Source organism: Cohnella hongkongensis, from assembly GCF_042654645.1.
Classification (GTDB): domain Bacteria; phylum Bacillota; class Bacilli; order Paenibacillales; family Paenibacillaceae; genus Cohnella; species Cohnella hongkongensis.
In genome coordinates, this window is record NZ_JBHSEP010000009.1 from 24,414 (window position 1) to 49,614 (window position 25,201).

Below are 25,201 nucleotides of genomic sequence, written 5' to 3' on the forward strand. Positions count from 1 at the left end.
GGCTGCGGCAGAGAACGGCCTCGATCATCTCCGCGATGACTTTCGAGGCTGTTTTCTTTTTTGCATGGCCGCATGGGGTATGGTATATTTTGAGGAAGATTAGCCGTTAAAGACAGGAGAAGTTATTCCAGATGTTCAAGCGTTTGCTTCCCGATCGGATCGTCCACACGGTGTACGATATCGATCTGAATGAATTGCATGCTCAAGGTATCCGCGGCATGATTACGGATCTTGACAATACGCTCGTGAGCGCCAAAACCCCGCTGGCGACCCCGCAGCTGATCGGCTGGCTGGATTTGGTCCGGGAGCGGGGGTTTCAGGTTGTCATTCTTTCCAATAATAACGATACGAGAGTCGGCAGGTTCGCCGCGCCGCTCAACCTGCCTTACATCCCGGCGGCCCGCAAGCCGGCCGGGGCGGCTTTCAGACGGGCCTTGCGGCAGATGAAGCTGCCGCCGGAGCGGACGGTCGTCGTCGGAGACCAGATGCTGACCGACGTGCTGGGCGGCAGGCGCGCAGGCTTGCACACGATACTGGTGACGCCGATCGCTCCCGCCGAAGAAGGCTGGGCGACGCAGATCAACCGCCGCATCGAGAAGATCGCGCTGGCCCGCCTGCGCAAAAAAGGGCTTTGGCCGGAAGAAGGAGGCTCACGGCATGGCAGCAAGTGACACCACCCTTCCCTCCCCGCGCTGCGGAGGATGCGGCATCGTCCTGCAAAGCGACGAGCAGCGCAAGCCGGGCTACGTTCCCGCTTCTTCGCTGAACAAGGACGGCGCCATATGCCAGCGCTGCTTCCGCATCAAAAATTATAACGAGGCTTCCTCCGTCGCCGTCGATCAGGACGAATTTCTGAAGCTGCTTGGCGGCATTGCGCAAACCGACAGCCTGGTCGTTCACATTGTCGACCTGTTCGATTTTCAGGGCAGTCTGATCTCCGGCCTGCAGCGCTTCGTCGGCCGCAATCCGGTGCTGCTCGTCGTGAATAAGATCGACCTGCTGCCACCGGTGACGAACTGGAACCGGCTGCGCAACTGGGTGCAGAAGCAAGCCAGCGAAGAGGGGCTGAAGGCGGCGGACGTCGTGCTGTGCAGCGCGCGCCGCAATCTCGGGTTTGACCGCGTCGTCGAGGCGGTGAACGCTTGGCGCCAAGGCCGAGACGTCTACGTCGTCGGAGCGACCAATGTCGGCAAGAGCACGCTGATCAACCGCCTGATCTCCGACTACAGCGACCTGAAGCGGGAGCTGACCGTCTCGAGATATCCGGGAACGACGCTCGACGCGGTCCATATCCCGCTGGACGACGGCAAGAGCATCATCGATACGCCGGGAATCGTCTACGACTGGAGAATGTCCGAGAGGGTGCCCCGCAAGGATCTGGCGGCGCTGCTGCCGGAGAAGCCGCTTAAGCCGATGACCTATCAGCTTAACCCCGGGCAGACGCTGTTTTTCGGAGCGCTGGCGCGCTTCGACTTCGTCGAGGGGGAGCGCCAGTCGTTTACGGCGCAAGTGTCCGGGGGATTAACCCTTCACAGAACGAAGCTCGAGCGCGCCGACGGGCTGTATGCCCAGCATCGGGGCGAGATGCTCCGCCCGCCCGCCCGGGAGGATCTCGACTCGCTTCCTCCGTGGACCCGGCACCGGCTTCGCGTTCCTCCCCAGGTCGAGAAGGACGTGTTCATCTCCGGCCTCGGGTGGATTCAGGTGAACGGCAAGACCGGGGCGGTCATCGACGTGCATGCCCCTAAAGGAATCAAAGTGATGCTGCGCGACAGCATCCTGTAGCCGGAGCATCCAAGCTCTCGACAGCCGTCGAACTTGACGGATGCGGAAGAATCATCGTCTCCGGGAGAGGAGAAGCAGCCAACAGATGGACAGCCATACGCAATTGTTCGGAGTTATCGGCGATCCCATTCGCCATTCCAAGTCGCCGGTCATGCTGAACCGCGCCTTCCGGGAAGCTGGCGTGAACGGCGCATACGCCGCTTTTCACGTCGCTCCGGAGCGGTTGGAGCAGGCGATCGCGGGCGTCCGGGGGCTTGGCTTTCGCGGCCTGAACGTAACGATCCCGCATAAGATTGAAGTGATGAAGCTTCTCGACGAGATCAGCGAAGGAGCGCAAGCCGCCGGAGCGGTCAATACGATCGTGAACGACAACGGCCGGCTGATCGGCTACAATACGGACGGCATCGGCTATGTCCGGTCGCTTAAGGAAGAGGCCGAGCCAGACTTGTCCGGCAAAACGATCGTCGTGCTCGGAGCGGGAGGCGCGGCCCGAGGCATTCTGTGGGCGCTCGCCCAGGAGAAGCCGGCGGCCGTCGTCGTCGCGAATCGCACGGAGGCGAGAGCCGTCGAGCTGGCCGCGGCGTTCCCCGAGAAGTCGGGTATCGCCGCCGTTCCGTGGGACCGTCTGCCGGAAGCCGTCGCGGAAGCCGACGTCGTCGTCAATACGACATCCGTCGGCATGTCTCCGAACGTCGGCGAGCTGCCGATCGATCCGGCCTGGCTGAAGCCGGGTGCGGTCGCCAGCGATCTGATCTACAACCCGCTGAAGACCGCCTTCCTCAGCCGCTCCGAGGAACGGGGCTGCCGCATTCATGGCGGTCTCGGCATGTTTATTTACCAGGGCGCGTACGCGTTCGAGTATTGGACCGGCAAGCCGGCGCCGGTCGCGGCGATGCGCGAAGCGGTGCTGGCCTCGTTCGCGGCCGACTGAAAGACCTAGAAATTGGGGGCCATCCTACAGAAAGCAGGAATTGACATGCTGACAGGCAAACAGAAACGTTACCTCCGGTCGCTCGCGCACCATCTGACCCCGATCTTCCAGATCGGCAAGGGCGGGACGAACGACCATCTCATCCGACATATCCAGGAAGCGATCGAAGTGCGCGAGCTGATCAAGGTGTCCGTGCTGAACAACAACGACGAGGACCCGCGCGAGATCGGCGCCGAGATTGCCGAGAAGTCGGGCTGCGAGCTCGTTCAGGTCATCGGCAAGACGATCGTTCTGTACAAGGAATCCACCGACCATAAAGAAATCGAGCTTCCCAGGTAGCGACAGGAAGGGCGGCCAAAGCGACATGAGCAAAATCGGTTTGCTGGGAGGCACGTTCGATCCGGTCCACTACGGGCATCTTCTGGCGGCCGAAGCCGCGAGAGACGCGCTTCGGTTGGACGAGGTCTGGTTCATTCCGACCTATCTGCCGCCGCACAAACCGAGACCCGGAGCCGACGGCGCGCGAAGATGCGCGATGCTGGAGGCGGCCGTCTCCGGCCATTCGGCGTTCCGCGTCGAGGAGATCGAGCTGTCCATGGAAGGAATATCGTATACGATCGACACCGTCTCCGCGCTTCGGAGGAAGCATCCCGACGCCCGGTTTCACTGGATCGTCGGCTCCGATATGATTCGCGATCTGCCGAATTGGCGCAAAATCGAGGAGCTTGCGGCGGCCGTCTCCTTCATCGGGCTGGAGCGGCCGGGTGAGCCGAGCGACGACAGCCTGCTGCCGGATTTCGTTCGCGCGAAGCTGACGCGGGCGGAGATGCCGCCGACCGGAATCTCGTCCTCGGACATCCGGCGAAGAATCGGAGAAGGGCGATCTGTCCGCTACATGACGCCCGACGCGGTTATCGAATATATTCAAAGGAATGGCTTATATGAATCTTGACAAGCTGAGAGAAGCGACCCGGGCCCAGATGCCGGACAAAAGGTGGAAGCATACGCTCGGCGTCGTGGAGACGGCGATCGGACTTGCGAACCGCTACGGCGGAGATCCGTCCCGGGCGGAGCTGGCCGCGCTGCTCCACGACTATGCGAAGGCGTGGGCGACCGACCGGATGGAGCGGGTCATTCGAGAGCAGGGGCTGCCCGCCGAGCTGCTGGAGCACGACAAGGAGCTGTGGCACGCTCCGGTCGGAGCCTGGGCGGTGAAGGCCGAGCACGGCGTCGACGACGAGGAGGTGCTGGACGCGATCCGCTTCCACACCTCCGGACGCGTCGGCATGACGAAGCTGGACAAGATCGTCTGTCTGGCGGATTACATCGAGCCGGGAAGAGACTATCCCGGAGTCGATCAAATCCGCGAACGGGCTGAACATAGTTTGGAGGAAGCCCTCGTCGCGGCTTTCGGTTCGACCATCGAAGTGCTGGTCCGGCGCGGCAAGCGCATATTCCCGCTTACCGTACTGGCGCGCAACGATCTCATCGCAAGCAGGAAGATCAGCGACAACAACAATAACGGAGGCTGAGACATGGCAGGAAGCTCGGAACAATTGCTCAAGAAGGTCGTTCAGGCGGCGGAAGAGAAGAAGGCGCACGACCTAGTCGCCTTGAACTTGCAAGGCATTTCGCTTGTGGCGGATTATTTCGTCATCTGCCACGGCAATTCGGATACGCAGGTGCTGTCGATCGCGACGGAGATTCGCAAAAACGCCGAACTGGCCGGTCACCGCGTGCGGATCGAAGGCTTGGACACCGCGCGGTGGGTGCTGGTGGACATGGGAGACGTCGTGGCTCACGTTTTCCATCGCGAAGAGCGCGAGTACTATCATCTGGAGCGTCTGTGGTCGGACGCGAAGGCAGTGGAGCTCGTATGAACCTGACCGCCGGAACGGTGCAAGATTTGCATGTTCGAAGAGAGGTGCCGCCTTACGGCTGGTTTCTCGGCTTCGGCGCGGAGGACGGTCCGGAGGTGCTGCTGCCCTACGGAGAGGCGGCCGGCGCACGTCCGGAACCGGGCACGAACGTCGAGGCTTTCCTGTTCCACGACGACAAGGAGCGGATTACCGCCACGCTGCGCCAGCCGCTTATCCGGCTGGGAGAGCTGGCAAGGCTCACGGTGGCGGACTTTCACCCCAGCTTCGGTTTTTTTCTGGAGATGGGCATCGGGCGGCAGCTTCTGCTGCCTCTGAAATCTTTTCCGGCGGAGCGCAAGAACGTATGGCCCCAGACGGGGGACGAGCTGTTCGTCGTCATGAAGCACGATAAGGAAGGCCGCATGCTGGCCCGGCCGGCCAAGATCGACGATTTCGCGCCGCTCGTGTTCCGGGCCCCGGCGTCCTGGAAAAACCAGTGGCTGGAAGGCTGGGTGACGGACGTATTCAGAGACGGCGTATTCGCGCTTGTCGACGGAGGCGTTCTCGGTTTCGGAGCGCTCGGCTACATCAACGAGGGAGCGATGGTTCATCCGCTTCGCATCGGGCAGAAGTTCCGCGCGCGCGTGACCCAGGTCCGCGAGGACGGACGGGTTTCGCTCAGCGTCAAGGCGACGAAGGAGGTCGGCCGGCTGGAGGACGCGGACCGGATTTTGGCTTTTCTGAAGGCGCGTCCCGGAGGGGCGATGCCCTATTCGGATCAGACGAGCGCAGAGGACATCCAGCGGCGGTTCCAGATGAGCAAATCCGCCTTCAAGCGGGCGCTGGGCAAGCTGATGAAGGACGGTCTGATCGAGCAGAAGGGCAATTGGACGCACCTGAAGACTGCGGACGAGCCGGCCGGCGACGACGGTTAGTCCGGCCAAGCTCTCCCCCGCAATCGCGCCGTTGGGCTCTATTATCAACCTAAGACTGGAGTTGCCGCCATGCGCACATATCGTCAATTCGCGGGCATTTACGACCGGCTGATGGAGGAGATGCCGTATTCCGACTGGCTGAGCTTCGCCCGCCAATGCTGGGATCGCTACGGCATACCGCAGACGGTCGTCGATCTCGGCTGCGGCACGGGCAATCTGTCGATCCCGCTCGCCCGCTCCGGCTTTCGCGTGTTCGGCATCGACATTTCCTCGGAGATGCTGGCGGTGGCCCGCGGCAAATGGGACGATCCGCCCGCGTCCGGCAACGGCCGCGACAAGCTGGGGACGATCCGCTGGCTGCAGCAGGATATGCGGGACTGGGAGCTGCCCCATCCGGCCGACGCCGTCATCAGCTTCTGCGACTGCCTGAACTATTTGACGGAGCCGGAGGACGTCTCGGCGACGATTCGGCAGACTTATCGGGGGCTGGCGCCCGGCGGACTGTTCCTGTTCGACGTTCATCCGCCGCGGCAGCTGGAGCGCTACGCGCAGGAGCAGCCTTTCGTTTACGACGAGCCGGACGTGGCGTATTTGTGGACGAGCGACTACGACGAGAAGCGGATGGAGATCGAGCACTCGCTGACGTTTTTTATCCGGGAGGAGCAGCTTTCCTCGGGCGCGGGCGCGCTGTACAGCCGGTTCGAGGAATCTCACGTGCAGCGGGCGTACGATCCCGACTGGATCGCCGGGGAGCTGGAGCGAGCCGGCTTCGAGCTGCTGCATCGCGTCGCCGATTTCCGCTGGGACAAGCCGAACGCGGAATCGGAAAGGCTGTTTTACGTAGCCCGCAGGCCGGAATAAAAGGAGGGGCTGCCCCCAAGTCGAAGCGGTTGGCCCATCGAACCCGCCGACTTGGAGGCAGCCTCTTTGCATGCTGCCTCCTTAGGCGGCACAGCGGTAAAACTTTGGGCGGCAAGCGATACGGCGGCTATAAGAGTACTTTTAGGAAGCGTCCTTCTCTCCGGCAGGCTCGAGCTTGCTCGGCCAGAACGCCCGGCGGCCGAGCAGCAGGGTGATCGCCGGCACGAGGAACGGTCGCACGACGAACGTGTCGAGCAGCACGCCGATCGCGGTAATCGTCCCGAATTGCACGAGCACCTGGATCGGCAGCGTCGCAAGCACGGCGAACGTTCCGGCAAGAATGAGCCCCGCGGAGGTAATGACGGCGCCCGTCTCGCCGACTCCTTCCTTGATCGCCTGCTTGAGCGGCATTTTTTTTCTTTTTTGCCAAATGCTTGAGATCATGAAGATGTTGTAATCTTCACCCAGCGCGACCAGGAAAACGAACGAATACAGCGGTATCGCTCCCTGGATCGCCTCCGCCCCCATCCCGTAATGAACGACCAGCCAACCGAGGCCCAGCGCGGAAAAGAAGGAAAGGATGACGGTAAGCACGAGATAAGCGGTCGCGACGACGGAACGAAGGTACAAAAGCAGAAGCAGAGAAATCAGCCCGATCACGATCGGAATAACGAGCCGCGTATCCCGTTCTCCAGTCGCCCTGTTATCGTATTGCTCTGCCGTCTGTCCGCCGATCCAGACGCCTTCTTCCGGATTGGCGACGCCGGATTCCGCCAGCGTACGCTCCGCGATCGCCCTCAACTCCGGAATACGGTTCATCGCTTCAACGGAATACGGATTAAGCTTGAATTGAACTTCGTATGCGACGATATTCGGGTTCGATCGACCTGTCTGCGGTTCGGACACGACGTCGACGTAAGAGAGATCCGCCAGTTTCGGGGCCAAATCGACGGACCGGCCCTGCGTGTCGACGATCACCTTCGCCGGGGCAAGCTCGCCAGGAGAGAACTGCTCGCCGATGGAGGCGAACCCTTCCCTGGATTCCATATCCTCCGGAAAAGACGACAGAAGGTCGTAAGTGAATTTCATTTGCGGCGCCACGGCGGCCAGTCCTCCGAGAAGCAGCGTGCAGACGATAAGCACGGACCACGGCTTGTCGGTCACGATTCTGCCAGCCCAGTTGCGAGGCTCCTTGGGGGCGGCGGGCGCCGGCTTGCCTTTGCGAGCGGCGCGCTCCCGCTGCATTTCAGGCGTTCTGGGCACGAACGGATAGAAGGAAGCCCGGCCGATAATGGCAAGCAGCGCGGGAACCAGCGTTAAGCTGGCGATGCCCATGATCAGAATAGCCAAACTGAAAGGCACTGCGAAGCGCTGGTAAGCTCCGTACTCCGCCGCGAGCAGCGTCAGGAGAGCAATGACGACGGTCAGGCCGCTCATCGCGATCGCCCCCGAGGAACCGGCGATGGCGGCAAGCAGCGCTTTCGCTTTGCTTTGTTCGCTTTTCAGCAGTTGACGGAATCTGGAAATGAGGAACAAGCAGTAGTCCGTTCCTGCCCCGAACAGCAGAACGGTCATGATCGAGATTGCTTGGCCGTCCACGACGATCCACCCTTTGCTCGCCATCCAGCCAAGAAGGGGACTGATGACTCCGTAAGCGAAACCGACCGCAACGAGAGGCAGCAGCGCCAGAACCGGGGAACGATAAATGAGCAGCAGCAGAACGAGCACGAGCAGAACGGTTCCGATCAGGAGACTGACGTCTGCGTTTTTGAACAGGTCCGTCGCGTCGATCGAAATGCCGACGGGGCCGGTGATGCGGGCGCTTAGCCTGTCTTGGGAATCGCGGGCTTCGGCGAACGGATCGTATCCGACGATGCCGGCAAATTCCCGCTTAAGCTCCGACACGCCCTCCTTTAGTTGATCCGCGTCCGCCTGCTTGTCGAACAGGACGGGCAGCACCAGCGTGCTGCCGTCTCCGGACAGCTGGCTTTGCAGCGCCAGAGGCGGCAGCGCGTGCAGCGGCGGAACGGACGTCTGGTGCGGAACGGGGGAAGCGGCGAGCTGCTCCGTCAGCTCGCGGACAAGCTCCAGATCGGACGCGGCGAGTCCGCTGCCCTTATGCAGGACGACGAGCGCGGGAATGTCCGATCCCCCGGGAAACTCCCTTGCGGCGACGGCGTTCGCCTGCATGGAAGGCTTGCCGGAATCCAAATCGGGGGAGTTGTTGATTTCCCGGCTGTTCACGGACGGGAGCAGCGCGCTCAGCAGACCGGCCGCCGCCACCCAGACCAAGAGCGTCATCCATCTGCCGCGCTTGCCGGAAACCCAGTTTCCGTAGCGATGTCCTTTGTCGCTCATTGCGAGTATTCCTCCTTCTTTTGATAAACACGCGATTATTGAAAGCTTTCGGGATTTTCGATTTCGGATATAATTTGATTAGAATCGCAAATTAATTATATATACCGGAAGGTTAATTATGCAACGGAGATATTTCCAACATAAGGAGGGGAAAACGATGAGCGCACCCCGCTCCAAGCGCCCCCCCGGAAGACCGAGGAGCGAAACGGGCAATCCCTCGATGAGAGACAAGGTGCTGCAGACCGCCTCTGCCCTGTTTATGGATTTAGGGTATGAGCCGGTCTCGGTCAATATGATCGCCGAACGGGCCGGAGTCACCAAGGCGTCCGTTTACTATTATTTCACGAACAAATCGGTGCTCTTTACGGCGGCAGTAACGGAAATGATGCTGCGAATCCGAGCGGCCACGGAACGGATCATCGAGGAGAACGAAACGTTGCGCGAACGTCTCGTTCGGATCGCGTTGTCCAAAATGACGAAGTCGCAGTCCCATGTCGAGTTCGAAAGCCTGATGCGGGAGGCGATGCCTTCGCTGAGCGAAGAGCAGCGCGCCGAGATCCGCCGGGCGGAAACAGGGATTCACGAAGCGCTGGCGGCAGAATTCGCGAGGGCGATGGAAGGCGGGGAGATTCGGAGAGACCGCCCGATGCTGCTGTCTCATGCTTTCTCCGCGCTTCTGATGATCGGAAGCCGGGAGCGCATCGGCGAAGAGGCGTTCGCCCCCGAGCAGTTGGCCCCGGCCGTCGTGGATCTGTTCTTGAACGGAGCGGGCAAGTCAGGCTTCGAGCCTTAGCGGCTTGACATGAATCGCGGGAATTGGCTATAATCATGGCATACTTTGGCTGTGAAAAGGATCAGTACTCGCATGACGTTACACAGAGAGCCGGCGGATGGTGGAAGCCGGTTAGCGGCAGCGACGAACTCGCCTTGGAGCCTCCGAGCCGAACGCTTTTCGGTCCGCTGTGCGGACGAGGACGACAGGCAAGGCGTGACCTCTCGTTACGAGGCGGAGTGGGCGGACATCCAAGCAGGATAGCCGTCAACTAGGGTGGTACCACGGGAGATTCGCTCTCGTCCCTAGCGACAACGCTGGGGGCGGGAGCTTTTTAGTTTACTGACAAAGGGAGTTAATCGACATGGCACAGGAGCACGGACAAGGCTATCAGCCGCAAAAGATCGAACCGAAATGGCAGAAATATTGGGACGAGCACAAGACGTTCAAGACGACGGAGGACGCGGGCAAGCCGAAGTTCTACGCGCTTGACATGTTTCCGTACCCGTCGGGGGCGGGGCTTCACGTCGGCCATCCGGAAGGCTACACGGCGACCGACATCGTCAGCCGCTACAAAAGGATGAAGGGCTACAACGTGCTGCACCCGATGGGCTGGGACGCCTTCGGCCTGCCGGCGGAGCAATACGCGCTGCAGACGGGACGCCATCCGCGGGAGATCACGTTCGAGAACATTGACAATTTCCGCCGCCAGATCAAGTCGCTCGGCTTCTCCTACGATTGGGACCGCGAGTTCAGCACGACCGATCCGGATTATTACAAGTGGACGCAGTGGATTTTTATCCAGCTGTACAAGAAAGGGCTGGCCTACGTCGCCGAAGTTCCGGTGAACTGGTGTCCGGCGCTCGGCACCGTTCTGGCGAACGAAGAGGTCATCGACGGGCTGAGCGAGCGCGGCGGCCATCCGGTCATCCGCAAGCCGATGCGCCAATGGATGCTGAAGATTACGGAGTACGCGGAAAGATTGCTGGAGGATCTGGAGGAGCTCGACTGGTCCGAGAGCATTAAGGACATGCAGCGCAACTGGATCGGCAAGTCGACCGGCGCGGAAGTGACGTTCGCCATCGACGGCCACGACGCGGCGCTGACCGTCTTCACGACTCGTCCGGACACGCTGTTCGGAGCGACGTATTGCGTGCTGGCTCCCGAGCATGAGCTGGTCGCCAAGATCGTGACGCCCGAGCAGAAGGAGGCCGTCGACGCCTACGTCGAGCAGGCGGCGCGCAAGAGCGATCTCGAGCGGACCGATCTGGCCAAGGACAAAAGCGGCGTGTTCACGGGCGCCTACGCGGTCAATCCGGTCAACGGCGTCCAGGTGCCGATCTGGATCGCCGATTACGTGCTCGGCGGCTACGGCACCGGCGCGATTATGGCCGTTCCCGGCCACGACGAGCGGGACTGGGAGTTCGCGAAGAAGTTCGGCCTGCCGATCGTGGAAGTCGTCGCCGGGGGCAACGTCGAAGAAGCGGCGTATTCGGGCGACGGCAGGCTGGTGAATTCCGATTTTCTCAACGGAATGACAACGGCGGACGCGATCCGGGCGATGATTGCGCATCTGGAGAAGGAAGGCAAGGGCAGAGGCAAAGTCACGTACCGGCTGCGCGATTGGCTGTTCAGCCGTCAGCGCTATTGGGGCGAGCCGATTCCGGTGCTGCATTACGAGGACGGCACGATGGACACGATCCCGGAGGAGGAGCTGCCGCTGCTGCTGCCGGACGTGGACGCGATTCAGCCTTCCGGCACGGGAGAGTCTCCGCTGGCCAACGTAACGGAATGGGTGAACGTCGTCGATCCGCGCAGCGGCCGCAAGGCTCGCCGCGAGACGAACACGATGCCGCAGTGGGCGGGAAGCTGCTGGTACTACCTGCGCTTCATCGATCCGAAGAACGACAAGGAAATTTGCTCGCCGGAGAAGCAGCGGGAGTGGCTGCCCGTCGACCTGTACATCGGCGGCGCGGAGCATGCCGTTCTGCACCTGCTCTATGCGCGCTTCTGGCACAAGGTGCTGTACGATATCGGCGTCGTCAGCACGAAGGAGCCGTTCCACAAGCTGGTCAACCAGGGGATGATTCTCGGCACGAACAACGAGAAGATGTCCAAATCCCGCGGCAACGTCATCAATCCTGACGACATCGTGAACGAGTTCGGCGCCGATACGCTGCGGATGTACGAGATGTTTATGGGTCCGCTGGAAGCGACGAAGCCGTGGAATACGAACGGGGTGGAGGGCGTATTCCGCTTCCTGGGCCGAGTCTGGCGACTGTTCGTCGACGACAGCGGCAGCCTGAATCGCAAAATCCAGGACGCTCCGGGCGACGACGCGTTTCGCCGAGTCTGGCACAAGAGCCTCAAGAAGATCGGCGACGACTACGAAGGCCTGCGCTTCAATACGGCGATCAGCCAGATGATGATCTTCGTCAACGAGGCGTACAAGACGGAAGCGCTGCCGAAAAAAGCGATGGAGGACTTCGTGCAGATGCTGTCCCCGATCGCTCCGCATATCGCGGAAGAGCTGTGGGAGAAGCTTGGCCATTCCGGCTCCGTCACCTACGCGCCGTGGCCGGAGTACGATCCTTCGCTTACGGTGGATTCGGAAGTCGAGATCGTCGTGCAGGTGAACGGCAAGATCGCAGAGCGTCTGATGATCGCCGCCGATCTGGACGAAGCGGGGATGCAGGCCAAGGCGCTCGACTCCGCGAAGGTTCAGGAGCTGATCTCCGGCAAGACGATCCGCAAAGTGATTGCGGTCCAAGGAAAGCTGGTCAACATCGTCGCCAACTAAGTCCGCACGGCCGGAACCGGCTGGGAAGCCGGGGCCCACCCCGCAGCGGCGGCATGGGGGAGCCCGTCCGTCCGCCGCTTATCGAACGATCGCAGCGCGAAGCACGCGCCGCTTGACTCCGTCTGTATGGACGGAGTCGGGCGGCGCTTTGTTTTTCCCGGACCGCCCCCGCCTGCATGGCGGCTCCTAGCCAGTCCCTTATGTATGCCGGACCCCTCCGCCCCGCGGCTAAGTGCGCTCGCGGGGAAACAGGGAGGAGTCGACGCGGTCGAGATCCTCTGCGAATTTCTCGTGGGTCGTGTACAGCACTTGCAGGAATGCGCCGCGGGTCGACTTGCGCAGCGATTCCAGGGCGGCTGCCGTAATCCCGCCGGGCACCGACACTCTCGCTTGCAGCTCGGCCGGGGTGCAAGGAAGCTCCAGCATAAGCCGCGCGGTGCCGAGCATCATTTCGCAGGCGAGGGCGGTCGCCGTTTGCCGTTCCATTCCCGCGGTAAGCACGGCTGCGTCCACGAACTGCTCGAGCAAATACGCCAGGAAAGCCGGGCCGCAGCTGGACAAGTCCGACGCGACGCGCACCTCGTCCTCGGAGACGCAGACCGGACGGCTGATCGAAGAGAACAGCTCCCAGAGACCGCGCTTCTCCTCTTCCGTCAGCCGGGTTCCCCACATGACGAGAGAAGCCCCGCTGCCGACGGCGTTCACGACGCTGGGGATGATTTTGGCGACCTTGGCGGACGTCAGCTCTTCGAGGGCCGAGACTTTGACGGGGCTCGTAATCGAGATCACGACCTGACCGGCGGTCAGCACCGGGGCAATCTCATCCAGCACGCTTCTGAAGTCCAGCGGTTTCACGCACAGAAACAAGTAATCGGCCCCGATCGCGGCTTCGCGGTTCGAAGCGGCGACATGAAGGCCGGGATATTGCTCGGCCAACGCGAACAGCTTGGCTTTCGTTCGGGAGCTGACGACGATGTCGTCCGGCCGCATCGCGCCGGCGCGTACGAAGGCTCCCACCAATAAGCTTCCCATACTCCCCGCACCGATGAAGCCGATCTTCATCCTGGTCCCTCCTACAGAGAACTCGCCTTGGTCGGCGTTCGAACGTTGCGGCCTGGCGGCCGCCGATCCGAAGGAAGACGGCTGACGTCAGGCTTGCATTCCATTGTATGAACGCTTGCTTGGACGTCATGAACGTTTTTCATATATCTATGCCAAAAAAGAAACGGAGGATACAGGAGAATGAATAAAAATAACAGGCTCCCCTTTCGTATGGCTCTTGCTCTGACGCTGCTCGCCATCGGAATCGCCGTCCTGGCCGCCGCTCTGCTCGGCAGTTCCGGGAAGGAGGCGATCCCGGGGTGGACGCCCGTGAACGACGCGCTCCGGACCGCGTTGGAGCAGGCGCGGCTTCCGGGGGGACAGGACGATTCGGCGGCGCCAGGCTCGCAGCCGGAGCGGAAGACGGCCCCGCTCTCGGAGCCGCAGCCGGATCAGCCGCCAGGCCCGGCGTCAGACCGGCAGTCGCCGGACCCGGCGGCCGGCCCGGGGCAGAGCCCGGCGTCCCCGGAGCCGGCCGGATCGCCGGCCGAGTTCTCCCCGGAGGATCCGGCGCCGCCGGCAGCGCCTTCCGGGACCGAGGCCGGCACTTTGGATCTGAACCGGGCGACCGAGGCCGATCTCGACGCGCTGCCCGGGATCGGCCCCGCTAAGGCGAAGGCCATTCTCGCCCACCGCGACAAGATCGGCGGGTTCCGCCGGGTGGAACAGCTGCTGGACGTCAAAGGAATCGGCCCTAAAGTATTCGAGCGTCTGTCCGTTCTCGTTCATGTCGGAGCCCGAGAATAATTACCGAATATCCGCTTTTCCTTTGGCAGTAATTATGAGAGAATGAGAGGGAAATCGATCTTATTTCACTATTTTTGTATCGGGAGGTTCAATTCGAATGAGCAATGAATCGTATTCTCTGGAAACGCTTGCGGTGCATGCCGGTCAACAGATCGACCCGTCGACGATGTCCCGCGCGGTTCCGATTTACCAGACGACATCCTATGGATTTCGCGATACGGACCATGCTGCGAACTTGTTCGCTCTGAAAGAATTCGGAAATATTTATACGCGCATCATGAACCCGACCTCGGACGTATTCGAGCAGCGGGTAGCAGCGCTTGAGGGCGGCGCGGCGGCGCTTGCGGTCAGCTCCGGACAGGCGGCGATTACTTATTCGATCTTGAATATCGCCGGAGCGGGGGACGAGATCGTCTCGTCGGCCAGCCTCTACGGAGGGACGTACAATCTGTTCGCGATCACGCTGCCGAAGCTGGGCATTACGGTGAAGTTCGTCGACCCGTCCGATCCGGACAACTTCCGTACGGCGATTACGCCGAAGACGAAGGCGGTATTCGCCGAGACGATCGGCAATCCGAGGGGCGACGTGCTGGACATTGCCGCCGTCGCCTCGATCGCGCACGATAACGGCATCCCGCTCATTATCGACAGCACGTTCACGACGCCGTTCCTGTGCCGCCCGTTCGAGCACGGCGCCGATATCGTGCTGCATTCCGCGACGAAGTTTATCGGCGGACACGGCACTTCCATCGGCGGCATCGTCGTCGACGGCGGCAAGTTCGACTGGAAGGCGAGCGGCAAGTTCCCCGGCCTGACCGAGCCGGATCCGAGCTACCACGGCGTCGTATACACGGATGCGGTCGGACCGATCGCCTATATTATTAAAATGCGCGTACAATTGCTTCGCGACATGGGGGCGGCGTTGTCCCCGTTCAACTCCTTCCTGTTCCTGCAAGGACTGGAGACGCTCCATCTTCGCATGGAGCGCCACAGCAGCAACGCGCTGGCCGTCGCCAAGTTCCTCGAGACGCACCCGGCGGTAGAATGGGTCAGCTATCCGGGGCTGGAAAGCCATCCTTCCTACGAATTGGCCCAGCGCTATCTGCCTAACGGCCAAGGCGCGATTCTGACCTTCGGCATCAAGGGCGGCGTAGAAGCGGGCAAGAAGGTGATCGACTCGGTGAAGCTGTTCTCGCACCTGGCGAACGTCGGCGATTCGAAGTCTCTGATCATTCATCCGGCGAGTACGACTCACCAGCAGTTGAGCGAGAGCGAACAGATCGCGGCAGGCGTACAGCCGGGCATGATCCGCTTGTCGGTCGGCACGGAAGGCATTGCAGACATTGTGAAAGATTTGGATCAAGCGCTGGCGGCTAGCCAACCGTAATCGGCGAGCCCCCGGGAGAAGATGGGAAGATGGGAAGATGGCAGCCTTGCGCAAAGACTGGGACACCTATTTCATGGATATCGCCTTTATGGTTTCGACCCGCTCCCGCTGTCCGAGACGCCATGTCGGCACAGTGCTCGTGCAGGGGAAGAAGCTGCTCGGCACGGCGTACAACGGCGCTCCGATGGGCGTGCCGGATTGCTCCGAGGCCGGCTGCATGATCGTCGAGGAGTACGAGCCGTCTTCGGCCGACGCTTCCGGGATGATCAAGAAACAGCGCTGCATTCGGACGATCCATGCGGAGCAGAATCTGCTGCTGTTCACCGATAGGGTGGACCGCGAAGGGTCCGTCGTCTACGTGACGGATCAGCCCTGCTGGACGTGCGCCAACATGCTGGCGAACAGCGGGATCGCAGAGATCGTCTACTTCAGGCCCTATCCGAAGGATTACGACAAAGTCGCCGCATTAATGACGCAGCGGGGATTGATCTTCCGCAAGCTGGATGGCTACACGCCGCCCGCGGATACCGAAGTACAGGACGACTTCTAGCAAGCGAAGGGTCGGGCGATCGCACGTCGCGAAAATTCTGAATAGGCTAGAATGGAGGAAGCACCTCCTCGCCAAGCAGCATCCGGCGAGGAGGTGCTTTTTCGATTTTCCGGAGAGGAGGGCAAGGAATGGATCGGAGACCGCTTGTGGCGGTAAGCGGGTGCTGGATCGCGGGGACGGCCCTGCTGTCCCTGTTCCCGGGGAAGGAGGCGATTTGGGCGCTGGCCGCTCTGCTGCTGACGCTGGCTGCGTTGGCGCTGGCGGGGCTCGCTTCCCCGAAGCTGACTCTCGTTTGCGCGGCGGCGCTGCTGCTGGCGCATGCAGAGAGAGCCTGGACGGAGCACCGTCTGGCGTCGGACCTGCCGGCCGGCGTCCTGGAAGAGAGCGGCGGAGCCGTCGAACTGGAGGGCAGGATCTCCACCGTCGTCGAGGTGGACGGAGATTTGGCCGCCTTCAGGCTGAAGGCCGAGACGATACGGATCGGCGCGGCGGAGGAGAGAAGGACGAAGGACGTCGTTGTCGTCAGAATCAAGCTGGCCGATCCTTCCGAGCCGATCGCGGCCGAAGGGTGGAGAAGAGGAGATCGCGTCCGGCTGTCGGGTACGCTGGAGCCGCCCGGTCAAGCCGGCAATTTCGGGGCGTTCGATTACCGCAGTTATTTAAGGAGGCAGGGCGTATTCTGGCAGCTGTCGGTTCAGGGGCTGGAATCCGCCGAACAGGTCAGGGCGGCGGCTCCGTGGCCGATGAAGCCGTTAAGGCTGCTGGACGAGCTGAGACGGGAGATCGGCGGGCTGGCCGATCGGCTGTATCCGGGCGGAGACGCAGGCTATATGAAGGGCTTGGTCGCCGGCATCCGGTCCGACCTCGATCCGGAGCAGTTCGATCAATTCGCGAAGCTGGGACTCACGCACGTTCTCGCCATATCGGGACTGCACGTAGGCGTCATCGTGTTTTTGCTGCTGCAGCTTTGGAGCTGGCTGAGATTGACGCGCGAGCGGTCTCTGGAGCTGACGATCGCGCTCATGCCGGTCTATATGATGATCACGGGCGCGTCTCCTTCCGCTGTCCGGGCTTGTCTGATGGCGATGATCGCTCTGAGCCTGGCTCGCATTCATGCGCTGAAGGACGGCTTGCATCTGCTGCTGGCGGCAGCGATGGCGATGCTGATGTGGAAGCCGGCGATGATCGAGGACGTCAGCTTCCAGCTGTCGTTTATCGTGACGGCCGGCTTAATCCTGTTCGTGCCGGCGCTGTCGGAGCTGATTCCGATCCGGTGGACGTGGCTGCGGGGGACGATCGCAGTAACCGTTACCGCGCAGCTCGTCTCGTTCCCGGTCTCGGTCTACTATTTTCATTCGATGCATTTGCTGTCTCTGCCGGCCAATTTTCTGCTCGTGCCTTTTATCAGCGCCGCCGTCATGCCTCTTGGGCTGGCTTCCCTCGCGCTCGGAGGCGTCTGGCTGCCTCTGGGCGTCGTGCCGGCGAAGCTGGCGACGATGGGCAATCGGCTGACGTTCGGCGTCGTCGATTGGCTGGACGGGTTTATCGGCTGGCGGACGATATGGCCGCAGCCGTCCCTGCTCTGGACGGTATGCGCGTACGCGCTGATGGGGATCGGGCTTGCGGGGCTGAGGCGCCGTTCGCGGCGTCTTCGGCTGAGGGAATGGTGGAACCTGCAGACGGAGCGGCGAGCGGAGAGCTATGAGGGCGGACCGGCAACGGCTCCGCTTGAGGGTACCGTCCCGGGCCCGACGCGCTCCGAGCGGCTCCTGTCGCTGGCGAGACGAGCGGCATTCGCGCTGGCTTGCGCCGCTTGGCTCCTCTGGGGAGCGCAGCCGGCCTGGTGGAATCGTTCGGCCGAGGTGTCCTTCCTGAACGTGGGGCAGGGGGACAGCATTCTTATCCGGACCGGCTACGGCAAACACATTCTGGTCGACGCGGGAGGGACGGTCAGCTTCCGCAAGCCTGGGGACGAATGGAGAGAGCGAAAAGACCCGTACGAGGTGGGGCGCAAGCTGCTCGTGCCGCTGCTGCTGCGAAGGGGCGTAAGCCGGCTGGACGCCCTTGTGCTTACGCATATGGATACCGATCATATCGGGGGCGCACGGGCGGTGCTGGACCATATCCCGGTGCGGGCGGTGCTGTTTAACGGAACGCTGAAAAATTCTCCCGGCGCCTTGGCGCTTATGCAGACGGTGGCCGATAAGCGCATTCCAGCTTATGCCGTCGGCAAGCCGCTCGTCTGGCAGGTCGATCCTTCCGCCGTCGTAAGCGTTCTGTACCCTGTGCCGACCGATTCCGATGCCGGCTCGCCCGTCCGGTCCAGCGAGGACCAGAACGATCGAAGCGTCGTGCTGCTGGCCTCGTTGTACGGGCGCCATTTTCTGCTGCCGGGGGATCTGGAGGCGCGGGGCGAGAGCGAAGTCGTCGACGCCGATTACGCCGCCGGGGAAGGCGGCGAAGACGGCAGCCAAATCGTCGTCGACGTGCTTAAGGCCGGCCATCACGGCAGCAAGACGTCGACGACCGGCTTGTGGGTCGATTACTGGCAGCCTCGCGAGACGGTCATCTCCGTCGGCCGCAACAATCTGTACGGCCACCCGAATCCGGACGTGCTTCGGCGTCTGGAGAAGGCGGGCAGCTTGATCTGGAGGACGGACACGGACGGAGAAATTCAGTATCGCATTGCGCCGGACGGCGCAATGCGGCGAAGAACGCTGTTCGCGGCCGGCTCCGGGGAATCCTAAGGCTCGGGAACGTAGCGAATGCCGGCCGCGACCGCCAGCAGAAGAGGCTGCGCGATCTCCGCGCTGTCGGCTGCATAATGCAGGGCGACGAAGACAGGCCGGTCCAAGACCCAGTCGATCAGAAAATAGTCGATGCGATCGTGCTCCCGGCCCTCCCGGAATTCCTTGCGCGCTCGGTACAGCCTCGATTTGATCGTGTCTCTGGCTTGCTCCCGGTCCCTCGTCAGCACGAAGGCGTATTTCCAGACATCGTCGCCGTAGCGGTCCATCAGCATTCTGAGCCCGGCCCCGTCGACCGAATCCATATGCCTCAAATAATCGGGCTCCACGCGATCACCTCCACTCTAATAGACCGATGAAGACGGGTTCTGGTTCCGTTTATCCAACAGAAAACATGTGACTTTTCGTGCATTTTTGCTAGACTTAGAGAGTATGGATAACTATTTACCGAAAATCCCACGGGGGGATTGCAACCTTTATTCGGACAGCTGCGTCTGTGAAGGTGCAGGGGAGGAGGATCTTCTGTGGTGGAGCCGGCTCTGATCAAAGCCGCACAAGCGGGCGACCGGGAAGCTCTCGTTACGCTACTCCGCGAAATCGAGAATCAAGTGTATCGCACCGCCTACTATTTGCTGAACAACGAGCAGGATGCGCTCGACGCATCGCAGGACGCGCTGATTCGCATATATACCAAAATCGGATCCTACGAGGAAAAGGCGCAGTTCCGCACCTGGGTCCAGCGAATCGTCACGAATATCTGCATCGACAAGTTCCGGCGCAAAAAGCCTTCCGTCTCCATCGAGGAGCACGAGATGGTTTTCCAGGCGGGGGATAACGTGGAGACCGAAGTTTTGTCCGCGTACGCCGCGGAGGAAATCCGAGAAGCCATCGGTAAGCTTCCCGAGCATCACCGTACCGTTGTCGTTCTCAGGTATCTCCAGGATTTCTCTTACAACGAAATTGCCGATTCTTTGAATTTGCCGCTGAATACAGTCAAATCCTATTTATTTAGAGCCCGGCAGCAATTGCAGGTTTTACTTCATGATTATCAGAAAGGTGGTGTCCGGGGATGAAGTGCCAAGAGGTGATGGAACTCATGCAGCGTTACGTTGACGGCGACTTGGATCAGCAAGAACAATCGCTCATGATGGAACATGCCCGTCAATGCTCGGATTGCGCCGCCATGCTGGCCAGACTGCAGAAGCTGTCAAGCGAGCTGGAGCAGCTTCCGCGCGTCGTGCCGAAATTCAGTATCGTAGATTCGATACTTCCGGAGCTGGAACGTCTGCATGCGGCCGGCGCGGTCGATGGGACCGACGAAGGCGCCGCTGCCTCCGCCTCATCGCCGGCGCCGGCCCGTTCGGCTCGTCCCGCGCGACTCATTCGCAGAATGTCGGGCGTCATTGCCGCCGGCGTCGTCGTCGGCCTGCTTCTGTTCGGCAATCCCGGACAGTGGCTGGCGCCCGGCGGCAGCCACAATGCGTCGATGCCGGATTCGGTCGCGAAGCAGGAAGCGGCTTCGGGCGCCAGCCTGTTCTCCGTGCCGGGAGCGGAGGACGAGATGCTCATGCACGATCAGTCGGCCGAGGCCCTGGAGAAGCGTTCGATCGCCAACGAATCCGGTCAGCCGGAAGCTTCGATGGAAGCGAGAGACTTCGCGCCCGAGGAGGGCCAAGTCGGCAAGCAGGGCGAGGTAGACGAACAACCGGTATCGGGCATGTCGCTGACAGGGGGGGCTGTCGTGTCCCCGGACGGCAAGTGGAGAGCTGTCGCGGCGGAGGAAGGGACGTTCCGGGTGTACGGGATCGACAATGACGAGCTGCTGTACAGCTCCCCGCCCAGGGAAGGCAGCGTCGGCCTGCTGACCTGGAGTGAGGACGGCACCGTCCTGTACTTTACCGTTACCGGGACGGACGGCCGCTCGTCGGAATGGCAGCTCGACATGGCGACGTTCTCGGAATCCCCCAGATAACCGGCGGCTTTCGCGGCTGTCACCCGACCGGGCCCAGCCGCGTATAGTATAGGAGAAAGCCGACGATCGTCTCCGGACTATCGTCACGCTCGTTCGCGCCGGTACCATGGGCCGGCCGGCGGACGTTGATATAGATGTCCGAGACAGAGGGATCGCGCCTCGAATAGAGGTGCGATCCTTCTGTCTTTTGTTGTACAATACATAAGGGAGTTCCAAATTCCGCTCCCGGATCGCGCTTGACGGCATTCCGGGGGAGGATTCGAACGGAGCCAGTTCAGCATAGCGAGGAGCGGCAGGATGGACGCCAAGCAAGCTTTTCGATCGATCAAGCAGGACCGGGTCTCGCCCGTGTACGTGTGCTGCGGAACCGAGTCCTATCTGATGAACGAGTTTATAGAGCGGCTGCAGGAACGGCTCGTGCAGCCCGAACACAGAGAGATGGCGATCGTTCGCTTCGATACCGGGGATACGCCTATCGACACGGTCGTCGACGAGGCCGAGACGCTTCCGTTTCTCGTGCCGAGCAAGCTCGTGCTCGTCCGGGATCAGACGCTGTTCGCTGCGGGCAAGGAGTCGGCCAAAGTCGAGCATCGTCCCGAGAGGCTGCTCGCCTATCTGGAGCAGCCTCTCGATTCGACGGTGCTCGTGTTTATCGTGCCGCAGGAGAAGCTTGACGAGCGCAAAAAGACGGTGAAGGCGGCCAAGGCCAAAGATTACGTCGTGTCGTTCGCCTCCTTGCAGCCGGAGGAGCTGCTGCGCTGGCTGATCAAGCGCGCGGAGAGCCAGGGCCGCTCCATGGACGGCGCGGCCGCGGAGGAGCTGCTGCGGCGCGCGGGAACCGATATGCGCGCGCTGGCGGCGGAGACGGACAAGCTGTGCCTGCATGCGGGCCAGGGAGGCGCCGTGTCTCTGTCGTCGGTTCGCTCGCTTGTTCCGATGGCGACGGAGCAGAACGTCTTTAAGCTGACCGAGGAGCTGGCCGCCTTGCGTACGGCCGAAGCGATCGCGCTGTATCACGATTTGCTGAAGCAGCGGGAGGAGCCGATCAAGCTGACGGCGCTGCTTGTCCGGCAGTTTCGCAACATGCTGTACGTCAAGGAGCTCGGAGCGCAGGGCTATTCTCCCCAGCAGATGGCCTCCCAGATCGGGCTGCACCCTTACGCGGTGAAAATAACGAGCGAGCAGGCTCGCAAGTTCAGCCTCGAGCGGCTGGCTTCCCTGCTGAACGAGCTGGCGGAGCTCGACTACGCGATGAAGGCGGGGAAGGTGGACAAGGCGCTTGGCCTTGAGCTGTTTTTGCTGCGAACCGGCTCCCGGGGTGCGAGTTGAGGGGAGCCTTCGACGGGGAAGCGACATGAAAACGAACCAAAAGAGCCATCCTACAAGCAGGACAATCCTGCAGAGGATGGCTCTTTTATGGCTGCCGCTCGAAGAGCGGTCGGCCGCATATGCGTCAGGCGCAGCCTTAAGCTTGCGCGGACAATGCGTTGATTTTTTTCGCCAGGCGGGACTTTTTGCGAGCGGCTGCATTTTTGTGAATGAGGCCTTTCGTTGCCGCTTTGTCCAGTTTCTTCTGAGCTGCGCCGTAAGCTGCTTTGGCAGCGTCCACGTCCGTTCCCAATACCGCTGCGTCGGCTTGCTTAACGGCCGTACGAAGAGCGGACTTCGCCGAAGCGTTGCGCAGGCGGCGAGCTTCGTTCGTTTTGGTACGTTTGATGGCGGATTTGATGTTTGGCATTCTTTTCACCTCCAGATCAAACAGAAGTATTTCTCCACACAACTTGTAACATTCTATCATGCAAGGGGGTAAAAAGCAAGGATGATTTCTCCCTTCAATCGGCAGGAGAAAGGGGTTTCGGAACGCCTGATGGACAAAGACTTATCGATGTACGACGTTCGCACGGATCTGGCTCTGGAAGCGAAGGAGATCGTTTCGGAGAACGCTCCGGGAGCGGATATTCCCGGTTTGTGGTCCGAATCGGAAAGCAAGGACGGCATTACCGTCACCCGTATGGAAATCCGTGACGAGCAGGCCGCGCGCCAGATCGGGAAAATGATCGGGCACTACGTGACGCTGGAGGTGCCGGACATGCGCCAGGGCGACTCGGAGCTGCAGGACAAGGTGGCAACGTCGCTGGCGAAGGAGTTCGAGGCGTTCCTGAAGCGAATCGGCATTACCCCGAAGAACAGCGTGCTCGTCGTCGGTCTCGGCAACTCGAGCGTAACCCCGGACGCGCTTGGACCGATCGTGGTCGACAATATGATGGTGACCCGCCATTTCTTCGAGCTGATGCCGGATCAGGTCAGTCCGGGCTACCGTCCGGTTAGCGCGGTAGCGCCCGGGGTGCTGGGCACGACGGGGATCGAATCGAGCGACATCGTGCAGGGTATCGTGGAGAAGGCCAAGCCGGATCTGATCATCGCCGTTGACGCGCTGGCCGCCAAATCGCTGGCCCGGGTCAATACGACGATCCAGATCGCCGATACGGGCATTCATCCCGGATCGGGCATCGGCAACAAGCGCAAGGGACTGACCAAGGACATTCTCGGGGTGCCCTGCATCGGGATCGGCGTGCCGACCGTCGTGTACGCGTCGACGATCGTCAACAATACGATTCAACTGATGTTCGAGCATATGAAGAAGCATACGAACAACACCGATCCGCTGTTCGGCGCATTCGGCCAAATGGCCGACGACGAACGGCTGCAGCTCGTGCGCGAGGTGCTCAGTCCGCTCGGCCACGACCTGCTCGTGACGCCGAAGGAAATCGACAAATTTATCGAGGATATCGCCAACGTCATCGCCAGCGGCCTTAACGCCGCTCTGCACGAAGCCGTCGACACCGATAACGTGGCCGCTTATACGCATTGACGCGCCGTATGGCCGAGAGAAGGCTGTCCCGGAAGTAGGTCTGCTCGCTTGAAGGAAATCGGCAAAAATAAAGGCGGTGTAGGGGGGGATCCCTGCACCGCCTTTCCTGGCTTTTGATCGCTTGCCGCCTTCTTGAGCCAAAACGCGGGATCCCCGGTACTCCTCTCTCATTCTATCGATTAGCCGTCCCGGTTCTATCATTCCCGATTGTCTCATAGGATGAGATACCTGGAAAAAAGAGAGGGCGCTTCCGCAGGACGGGGCAACGGGAGGGAGAGCAACATGAAAAGAATGAACGTAACGACGGAGACGCTGCCGGGCGCGAGATGGCGCAAAGTGCTCATTACCGGCCGCGCTTTTTTCTGGCTGAGCGCCGGCTCGATGCTGCTGTTCGTCATGCTGGGACTGGGAGGCGTGCTGCAGAACAAGCTGGCGGTATCGCCCGCGCAATCGATGAAGGGGATGGCCGCCTCGCTATCGGGCCAGTTTTTCCGATCGCTGCTGGCGATGGAGTTGCCGCATATGGAGCCGGCGGCGAATTCGCCTTTCGAGGCGGGCCGTATGGCGTCTTTCCTGCTGCGATTCATGACCGACTTGAACCCCGATCAGCCGAAGAGCTTGCTCTCGCTGGAGCTTCCCGGCATGGACCGCGACCGTTCGGTGCTGCTTCGTCCCGGGTCCGGATCGCCCGAAGCGCCGGAAGACCACGGCCCGATCAGCGAGGAGGGACTGAATTCGGATCACGGAGAGCCGGCCGAGTCGCAGGATCCGGATCTGTTTCCGGAGACGGAGTTTTCGGCGTCTCCCCCGCCGTCCGAAGGGGAGGACAAGCCCGCCCCGGACGCCGCTCCGTCGACGGACGGGCGCAAAATCGTCTTCGTCTATCACTCTCACAATCGGGAGTCGTATTATCCGGAGCTGAAAGAGGGGACGAAGGATCCGAATTCGAGCAAAATCAACGTCACCCTGGTCGGCAAGCGGCTGACCGGCCAACTGGAAAAGCGGGGAATCGGCGCGGTGCATTCGCCGAAGGATTATCCGACCTCGATTGAGGGCTATAATTGGAATTATTCGTACAAATATTCTTTGCAGACCGTTCGCCAGGCGTTGAGCGATCACGAGGATCTGCAGTTTTTCTTCGACATCCACCGGGACTCCCAGCGGCGCTCGAAGACGACGGCCACGATCGACGGCAAGGACTATGCGCAGGTGTATTTTATTATCGGACACCGCAACCCGAACTGGCGGGAGAATGAGGATCTGGCCAATCGGATTCACGAGCGTCTGGAGAAGCAGTATCCCGGTCTGTCCCGGGGCGTATGGGGCAAGACGGCGGCCAACGGCAACGGGGAATACAATCAATCGGTCTCTCCTGGCAGCGTGCTGATCGAAATCGGCGGCGTCGACAATACGCTTGAGGAATGCTACCGGACGGCGGACGCGCTGGCGAAAGTCATCTCGGAAATCTACTGGGACAACGAGAAGGCGGTTAAGGCGGACGCGCCGCAAAAATAGGAAGGAGGA

At 61.3% G+C, this 25,201-nt stretch carries 24 protein-coding genes and 1 other annotated feature; of the genes, 20 read left to right on the forward strand and 4 right to left on the reverse strand.

Annotated elements, in window-relative coordinates:
- The first annotated feature begins 131 nt into the window (after window positions 1–131).
- From ACFO3S_RS13660 to ACFO3S_RS13700, 9 genes are all read left to right on the forward strand, one after another.
- Window positions 132–671, forward strand: coding sequence for a YqeG family HAD IIIA-type phosphatase (locus tag ACFO3S_RS13660; RefSeq protein ID WP_378096816.1), 540 nt, complete (start codon window positions 132–134; stop codon window positions 669–671).
- Window positions 658–1,785, forward strand: a complete 1,128-nt coding sequence (gene yqeH / locus ACFO3S_RS13665; protein ID WP_378096819.1) for a ribosome biogenesis GTPase YqeH — start codon at window positions 658–660, stop codon at window positions 1,783–1,785. Before ACFO3S_RS13660 ends, yqeH begins: the two co-directional genes overlap by 14 nt.
- An 85-nt stretch (window positions 1,786–1,870) precedes the next feature.
- Window positions 1,871–2,716 carry a shikimate dehydrogenase gene (aroE, locus tag ACFO3S_RS13670; protein ID WP_378096822.1) on the forward strand — a complete coding sequence of 282 codons (846 nt, stop codon included), beginning with the start codon at window positions 1,871–1,873 and terminating at the stop codon, window positions 2,714–2,716.
- Between the two features lie 45 nt (window positions 2,717–2,761).
- Complete coding sequence (gene yhbY / locus ACFO3S_RS13675) at window positions 2,762–3,055, forward strand: ribosome assembly RNA-binding protein YhbY (RefSeq protein ID WP_378096826.1); 294 nt, start codon at window positions 2,762–2,764, stop codon at window positions 3,053–3,055.
- A 25-nt stretch (window positions 3,056–3,080) separates the two neighbouring features.
- On the forward strand, window positions 3,081–3,668 hold the full coding sequence (locus tag ACFO3S_RS13680) for a nicotinate-nucleotide adenylyltransferase (protein ID WP_378096829.1): 588 nt from the start codon (window positions 3,081–3,083) through the stop codon (window positions 3,666–3,668).
- Complete coding sequence (yqeK, locus tag ACFO3S_RS13685; RefSeq protein ID WP_378096832.1) at window positions 3,658–4,248, forward strand: bis(5'-nucleosyl)-tetraphosphatase (symmetrical) YqeK; 591 nt, start codon at window positions 3,658–3,660, stop codon at window positions 4,246–4,248. Before ACFO3S_RS13680 ends, yqeK begins: the two co-directional genes overlap by 11 nt.
- A gap of 3 nt (window positions 4,249–4,251) precedes the next feature.
- Window positions 4,252–4,596 (forward strand): ribosome silencing factor, encoded by a 345-nt coding sequence (rsfS, locus tag ACFO3S_RS13690; protein ID WP_378096835.1) that lies wholly within the window; start codon window positions 4,252–4,254, stop codon window positions 4,594–4,596.
- Window positions 4,593–5,510, forward strand: coding sequence for a CvfB family protein (locus ACFO3S_RS13695; RefSeq protein ID WP_378096839.1), 918 nt, complete (start codon window positions 4,593–4,595; stop codon window positions 5,508–5,510). The genes rsfS and ACFO3S_RS13695 overlap by 4 nt, the downstream gene beginning before the upstream one ends.
- Before the next feature lie 69 nt (window positions 5,511–5,579).
- The gene (locus ACFO3S_RS13700) at window positions 5,580–6,371 is read left to right on the forward strand and encodes a class I SAM-dependent DNA methyltransferase (RefSeq protein WP_378096842.1); all 792 of its coding nucleotides are present in this window, start codon (window positions 5,580–5,582) and stop codon (window positions 6,369–6,371) included.
- A 141-nt stretch (window positions 6,372–6,512) separates the two neighbouring features.
- On the opposite strand, the gene ACFO3S_RS13705 is transcribed toward ACFO3S_RS13700, so the two are convergent.
- A complete protein-coding gene (locus ACFO3S_RS13705) occupies window positions 6,513–8,729 on the reverse strand; it encodes an MMPL family transporter (protein ID WP_378096845.1) in 2,217 nt (738 codons plus the stop codon).
- A 157-nt stretch (window positions 8,730–8,886) separates the two neighbouring features.
- Here ACFO3S_RS13705 and ACFO3S_RS13710 point away from each other — a divergent pair, with 157 nt between their 5' ends.
- Complete coding sequence (locus ACFO3S_RS13710; protein ID WP_378096848.1) at window positions 8,887–9,522, forward strand: TetR/AcrR family transcriptional regulator; 636 nt, start codon at window positions 8,887–8,889, stop codon at window positions 9,520–9,522.
- Window positions 9,523–9,564: 42 nt separating this feature from the next.
- Window positions 9,565–9,811: a binding site (T-box leader), on the forward strand.
- Between the two features lie 54 nt (window positions 9,812–9,865).
- Complete coding sequence (leuS, locus tag ACFO3S_RS13715) at window positions 9,866–12,301, forward strand: leucine--tRNA ligase (RefSeq protein ID WP_378096851.1); 2,436 nt, start codon at window positions 9,866–9,868, stop codon at window positions 12,299–12,301.
- Between the two features lie 228 nt (window positions 12,302–12,529).
- Here the strand turns inward: leuS and comER are convergent, their stop codons facing one another.
- Window positions 12,530–13,363: a late competence protein ComER gene (gene comER / locus ACFO3S_RS13720; protein WP_378096854.1), complete on the reverse strand. Its 834-nt coding sequence runs from the start codon at window positions 13,361–13,363 to the stop codon at window positions 12,530–12,532.
- A gap of 180 nt (window positions 13,364–13,543) precedes the next feature.
- Between comER and ACFO3S_RS13725 the strand changes: the two genes are divergently transcribed.
- The 4 genes from ACFO3S_RS13725 (at window position 13,544) to ACFO3S_RS13740 (ending at window position 18,833) form a co-directional block, all read left to right on the forward strand.
- Window positions 13,544–14,149 (forward strand): ComEA family DNA-binding protein, encoded by a 606-nt coding sequence (locus ACFO3S_RS13725; RefSeq protein WP_378096857.1) that lies wholly within the window; start codon window positions 13,544–13,546, stop codon window positions 14,147–14,149.
- 97 nt (window positions 14,150–14,246) lie between these two features.
- Window positions 14,247–15,536, forward strand: coding sequence for a homocysteine synthase (locus ACFO3S_RS13730; RefSeq protein ID WP_378096861.1), 1,290 nt, complete (start codon window positions 14,247–14,249; stop codon window positions 15,534–15,536).
- Between the two features lie 37 nt (window positions 15,537–15,573).
- Window positions 15,574–16,086 carry a deoxycytidylate deaminase gene (locus ACFO3S_RS13735; protein WP_378096864.1) on the forward strand — a complete coding sequence of 171 codons (513 nt, stop codon included), beginning with the start codon at window positions 15,574–15,576 and terminating at the stop codon, window positions 16,084–16,086.
- 128 nt (window positions 16,087–16,214) lie between these two features.
- Window positions 16,215–18,833 carry a DNA internalization-related competence protein ComEC/Rec2 gene (locus ACFO3S_RS13740; RefSeq protein WP_378096867.1) on the forward strand — a complete coding sequence of 873 codons (2,619 nt, stop codon included), beginning with the start codon at window positions 16,215–16,217 and terminating at the stop codon, window positions 18,831–18,833.
- On the opposite strand, the gene ACFO3S_RS13745 is transcribed toward ACFO3S_RS13740, so the two are convergent.
- Window positions 18,830–19,162 (reverse strand): sigma-70 family RNA polymerase sigma factor, encoded by a 333-nt coding sequence (locus ACFO3S_RS13745; protein ID WP_378096870.1) that lies wholly within the window; start codon window positions 19,160–19,162, stop codon window positions 18,830–18,832. The genes ACFO3S_RS13740 and ACFO3S_RS13745 overlap by 4 nt on opposite strands.
- Window positions 19,163–19,357: 195 nt before the next feature.
- Here ACFO3S_RS13745 and ACFO3S_RS13750 point away from each other — a divergent pair, with 195 nt between their 5' ends.
- The 3 genes from ACFO3S_RS13750 (at window position 19,358) to holA (ending at window position 22,134) form a co-directional block, all read left to right on the forward strand.
- Complete coding sequence (locus ACFO3S_RS13750) at window positions 19,358–19,906, forward strand: RNA polymerase sigma factor (RefSeq protein ID WP_378096872.1); 549 nt, start codon at window positions 19,358–19,360, stop codon at window positions 19,904–19,906.
- Between the two features lie 14 nt (window positions 19,907–19,920).
- Window positions 19,921–20,805 carry an anti-sigma factor family protein gene (locus tag ACFO3S_RS13755; RefSeq protein WP_378097272.1) on the forward strand — a complete coding sequence of 295 codons (885 nt, stop codon included), beginning with the start codon at window positions 19,921–19,923 and terminating at the stop codon, window positions 20,803–20,805.
- A gap of 297 nt (window positions 20,806–21,102) precedes the next feature.
- A complete protein-coding gene (gene holA / locus ACFO3S_RS13760; protein ID WP_378096874.1) occupies window positions 21,103–22,134 on the forward strand; it encodes a DNA polymerase III subunit delta in 1,032 nt (343 codons plus the stop codon).
- Between the two features lie 136 nt (window positions 22,135–22,270).
- On the opposite strand, the gene rpsT is transcribed toward holA, so the two are convergent.
- Window positions 22,271–22,543: a 30S ribosomal protein S20 gene (gene rpsT / locus ACFO3S_RS13765; RefSeq protein WP_378096877.1), complete on the reverse strand. Its 273-nt coding sequence runs from the start codon at window positions 22,541–22,543 to the stop codon at window positions 22,271–22,273.
- A 129-nt stretch (window positions 22,544–22,672) separates the two neighbouring features.
- Between rpsT and gpr the strand changes: the two genes are divergently transcribed.
- Together gpr and spoIIP are read left to right on the forward strand one after the other, a co-directional pair.
- Window positions 22,673–23,677 carry a GPR endopeptidase gene (gpr, locus tag ACFO3S_RS13770; protein WP_378096880.1) on the forward strand — a complete coding sequence of 335 codons (1,005 nt, stop codon included), beginning with the start codon at window positions 22,673–22,675 and terminating at the stop codon, window positions 23,675–23,677.
- Window positions 23,678–23,959: 282 nt separating this feature from the next.
- Window positions 23,960–25,192 (forward strand): stage II sporulation protein P, encoded by a 1,233-nt coding sequence (gene spoIIP / locus ACFO3S_RS13775; protein ID WP_378096883.1) that lies wholly within the window; start codon window positions 23,960–23,962, stop codon window positions 25,190–25,192.
- Window positions 25,193–25,201: the final 9 nt, after the last annotated feature.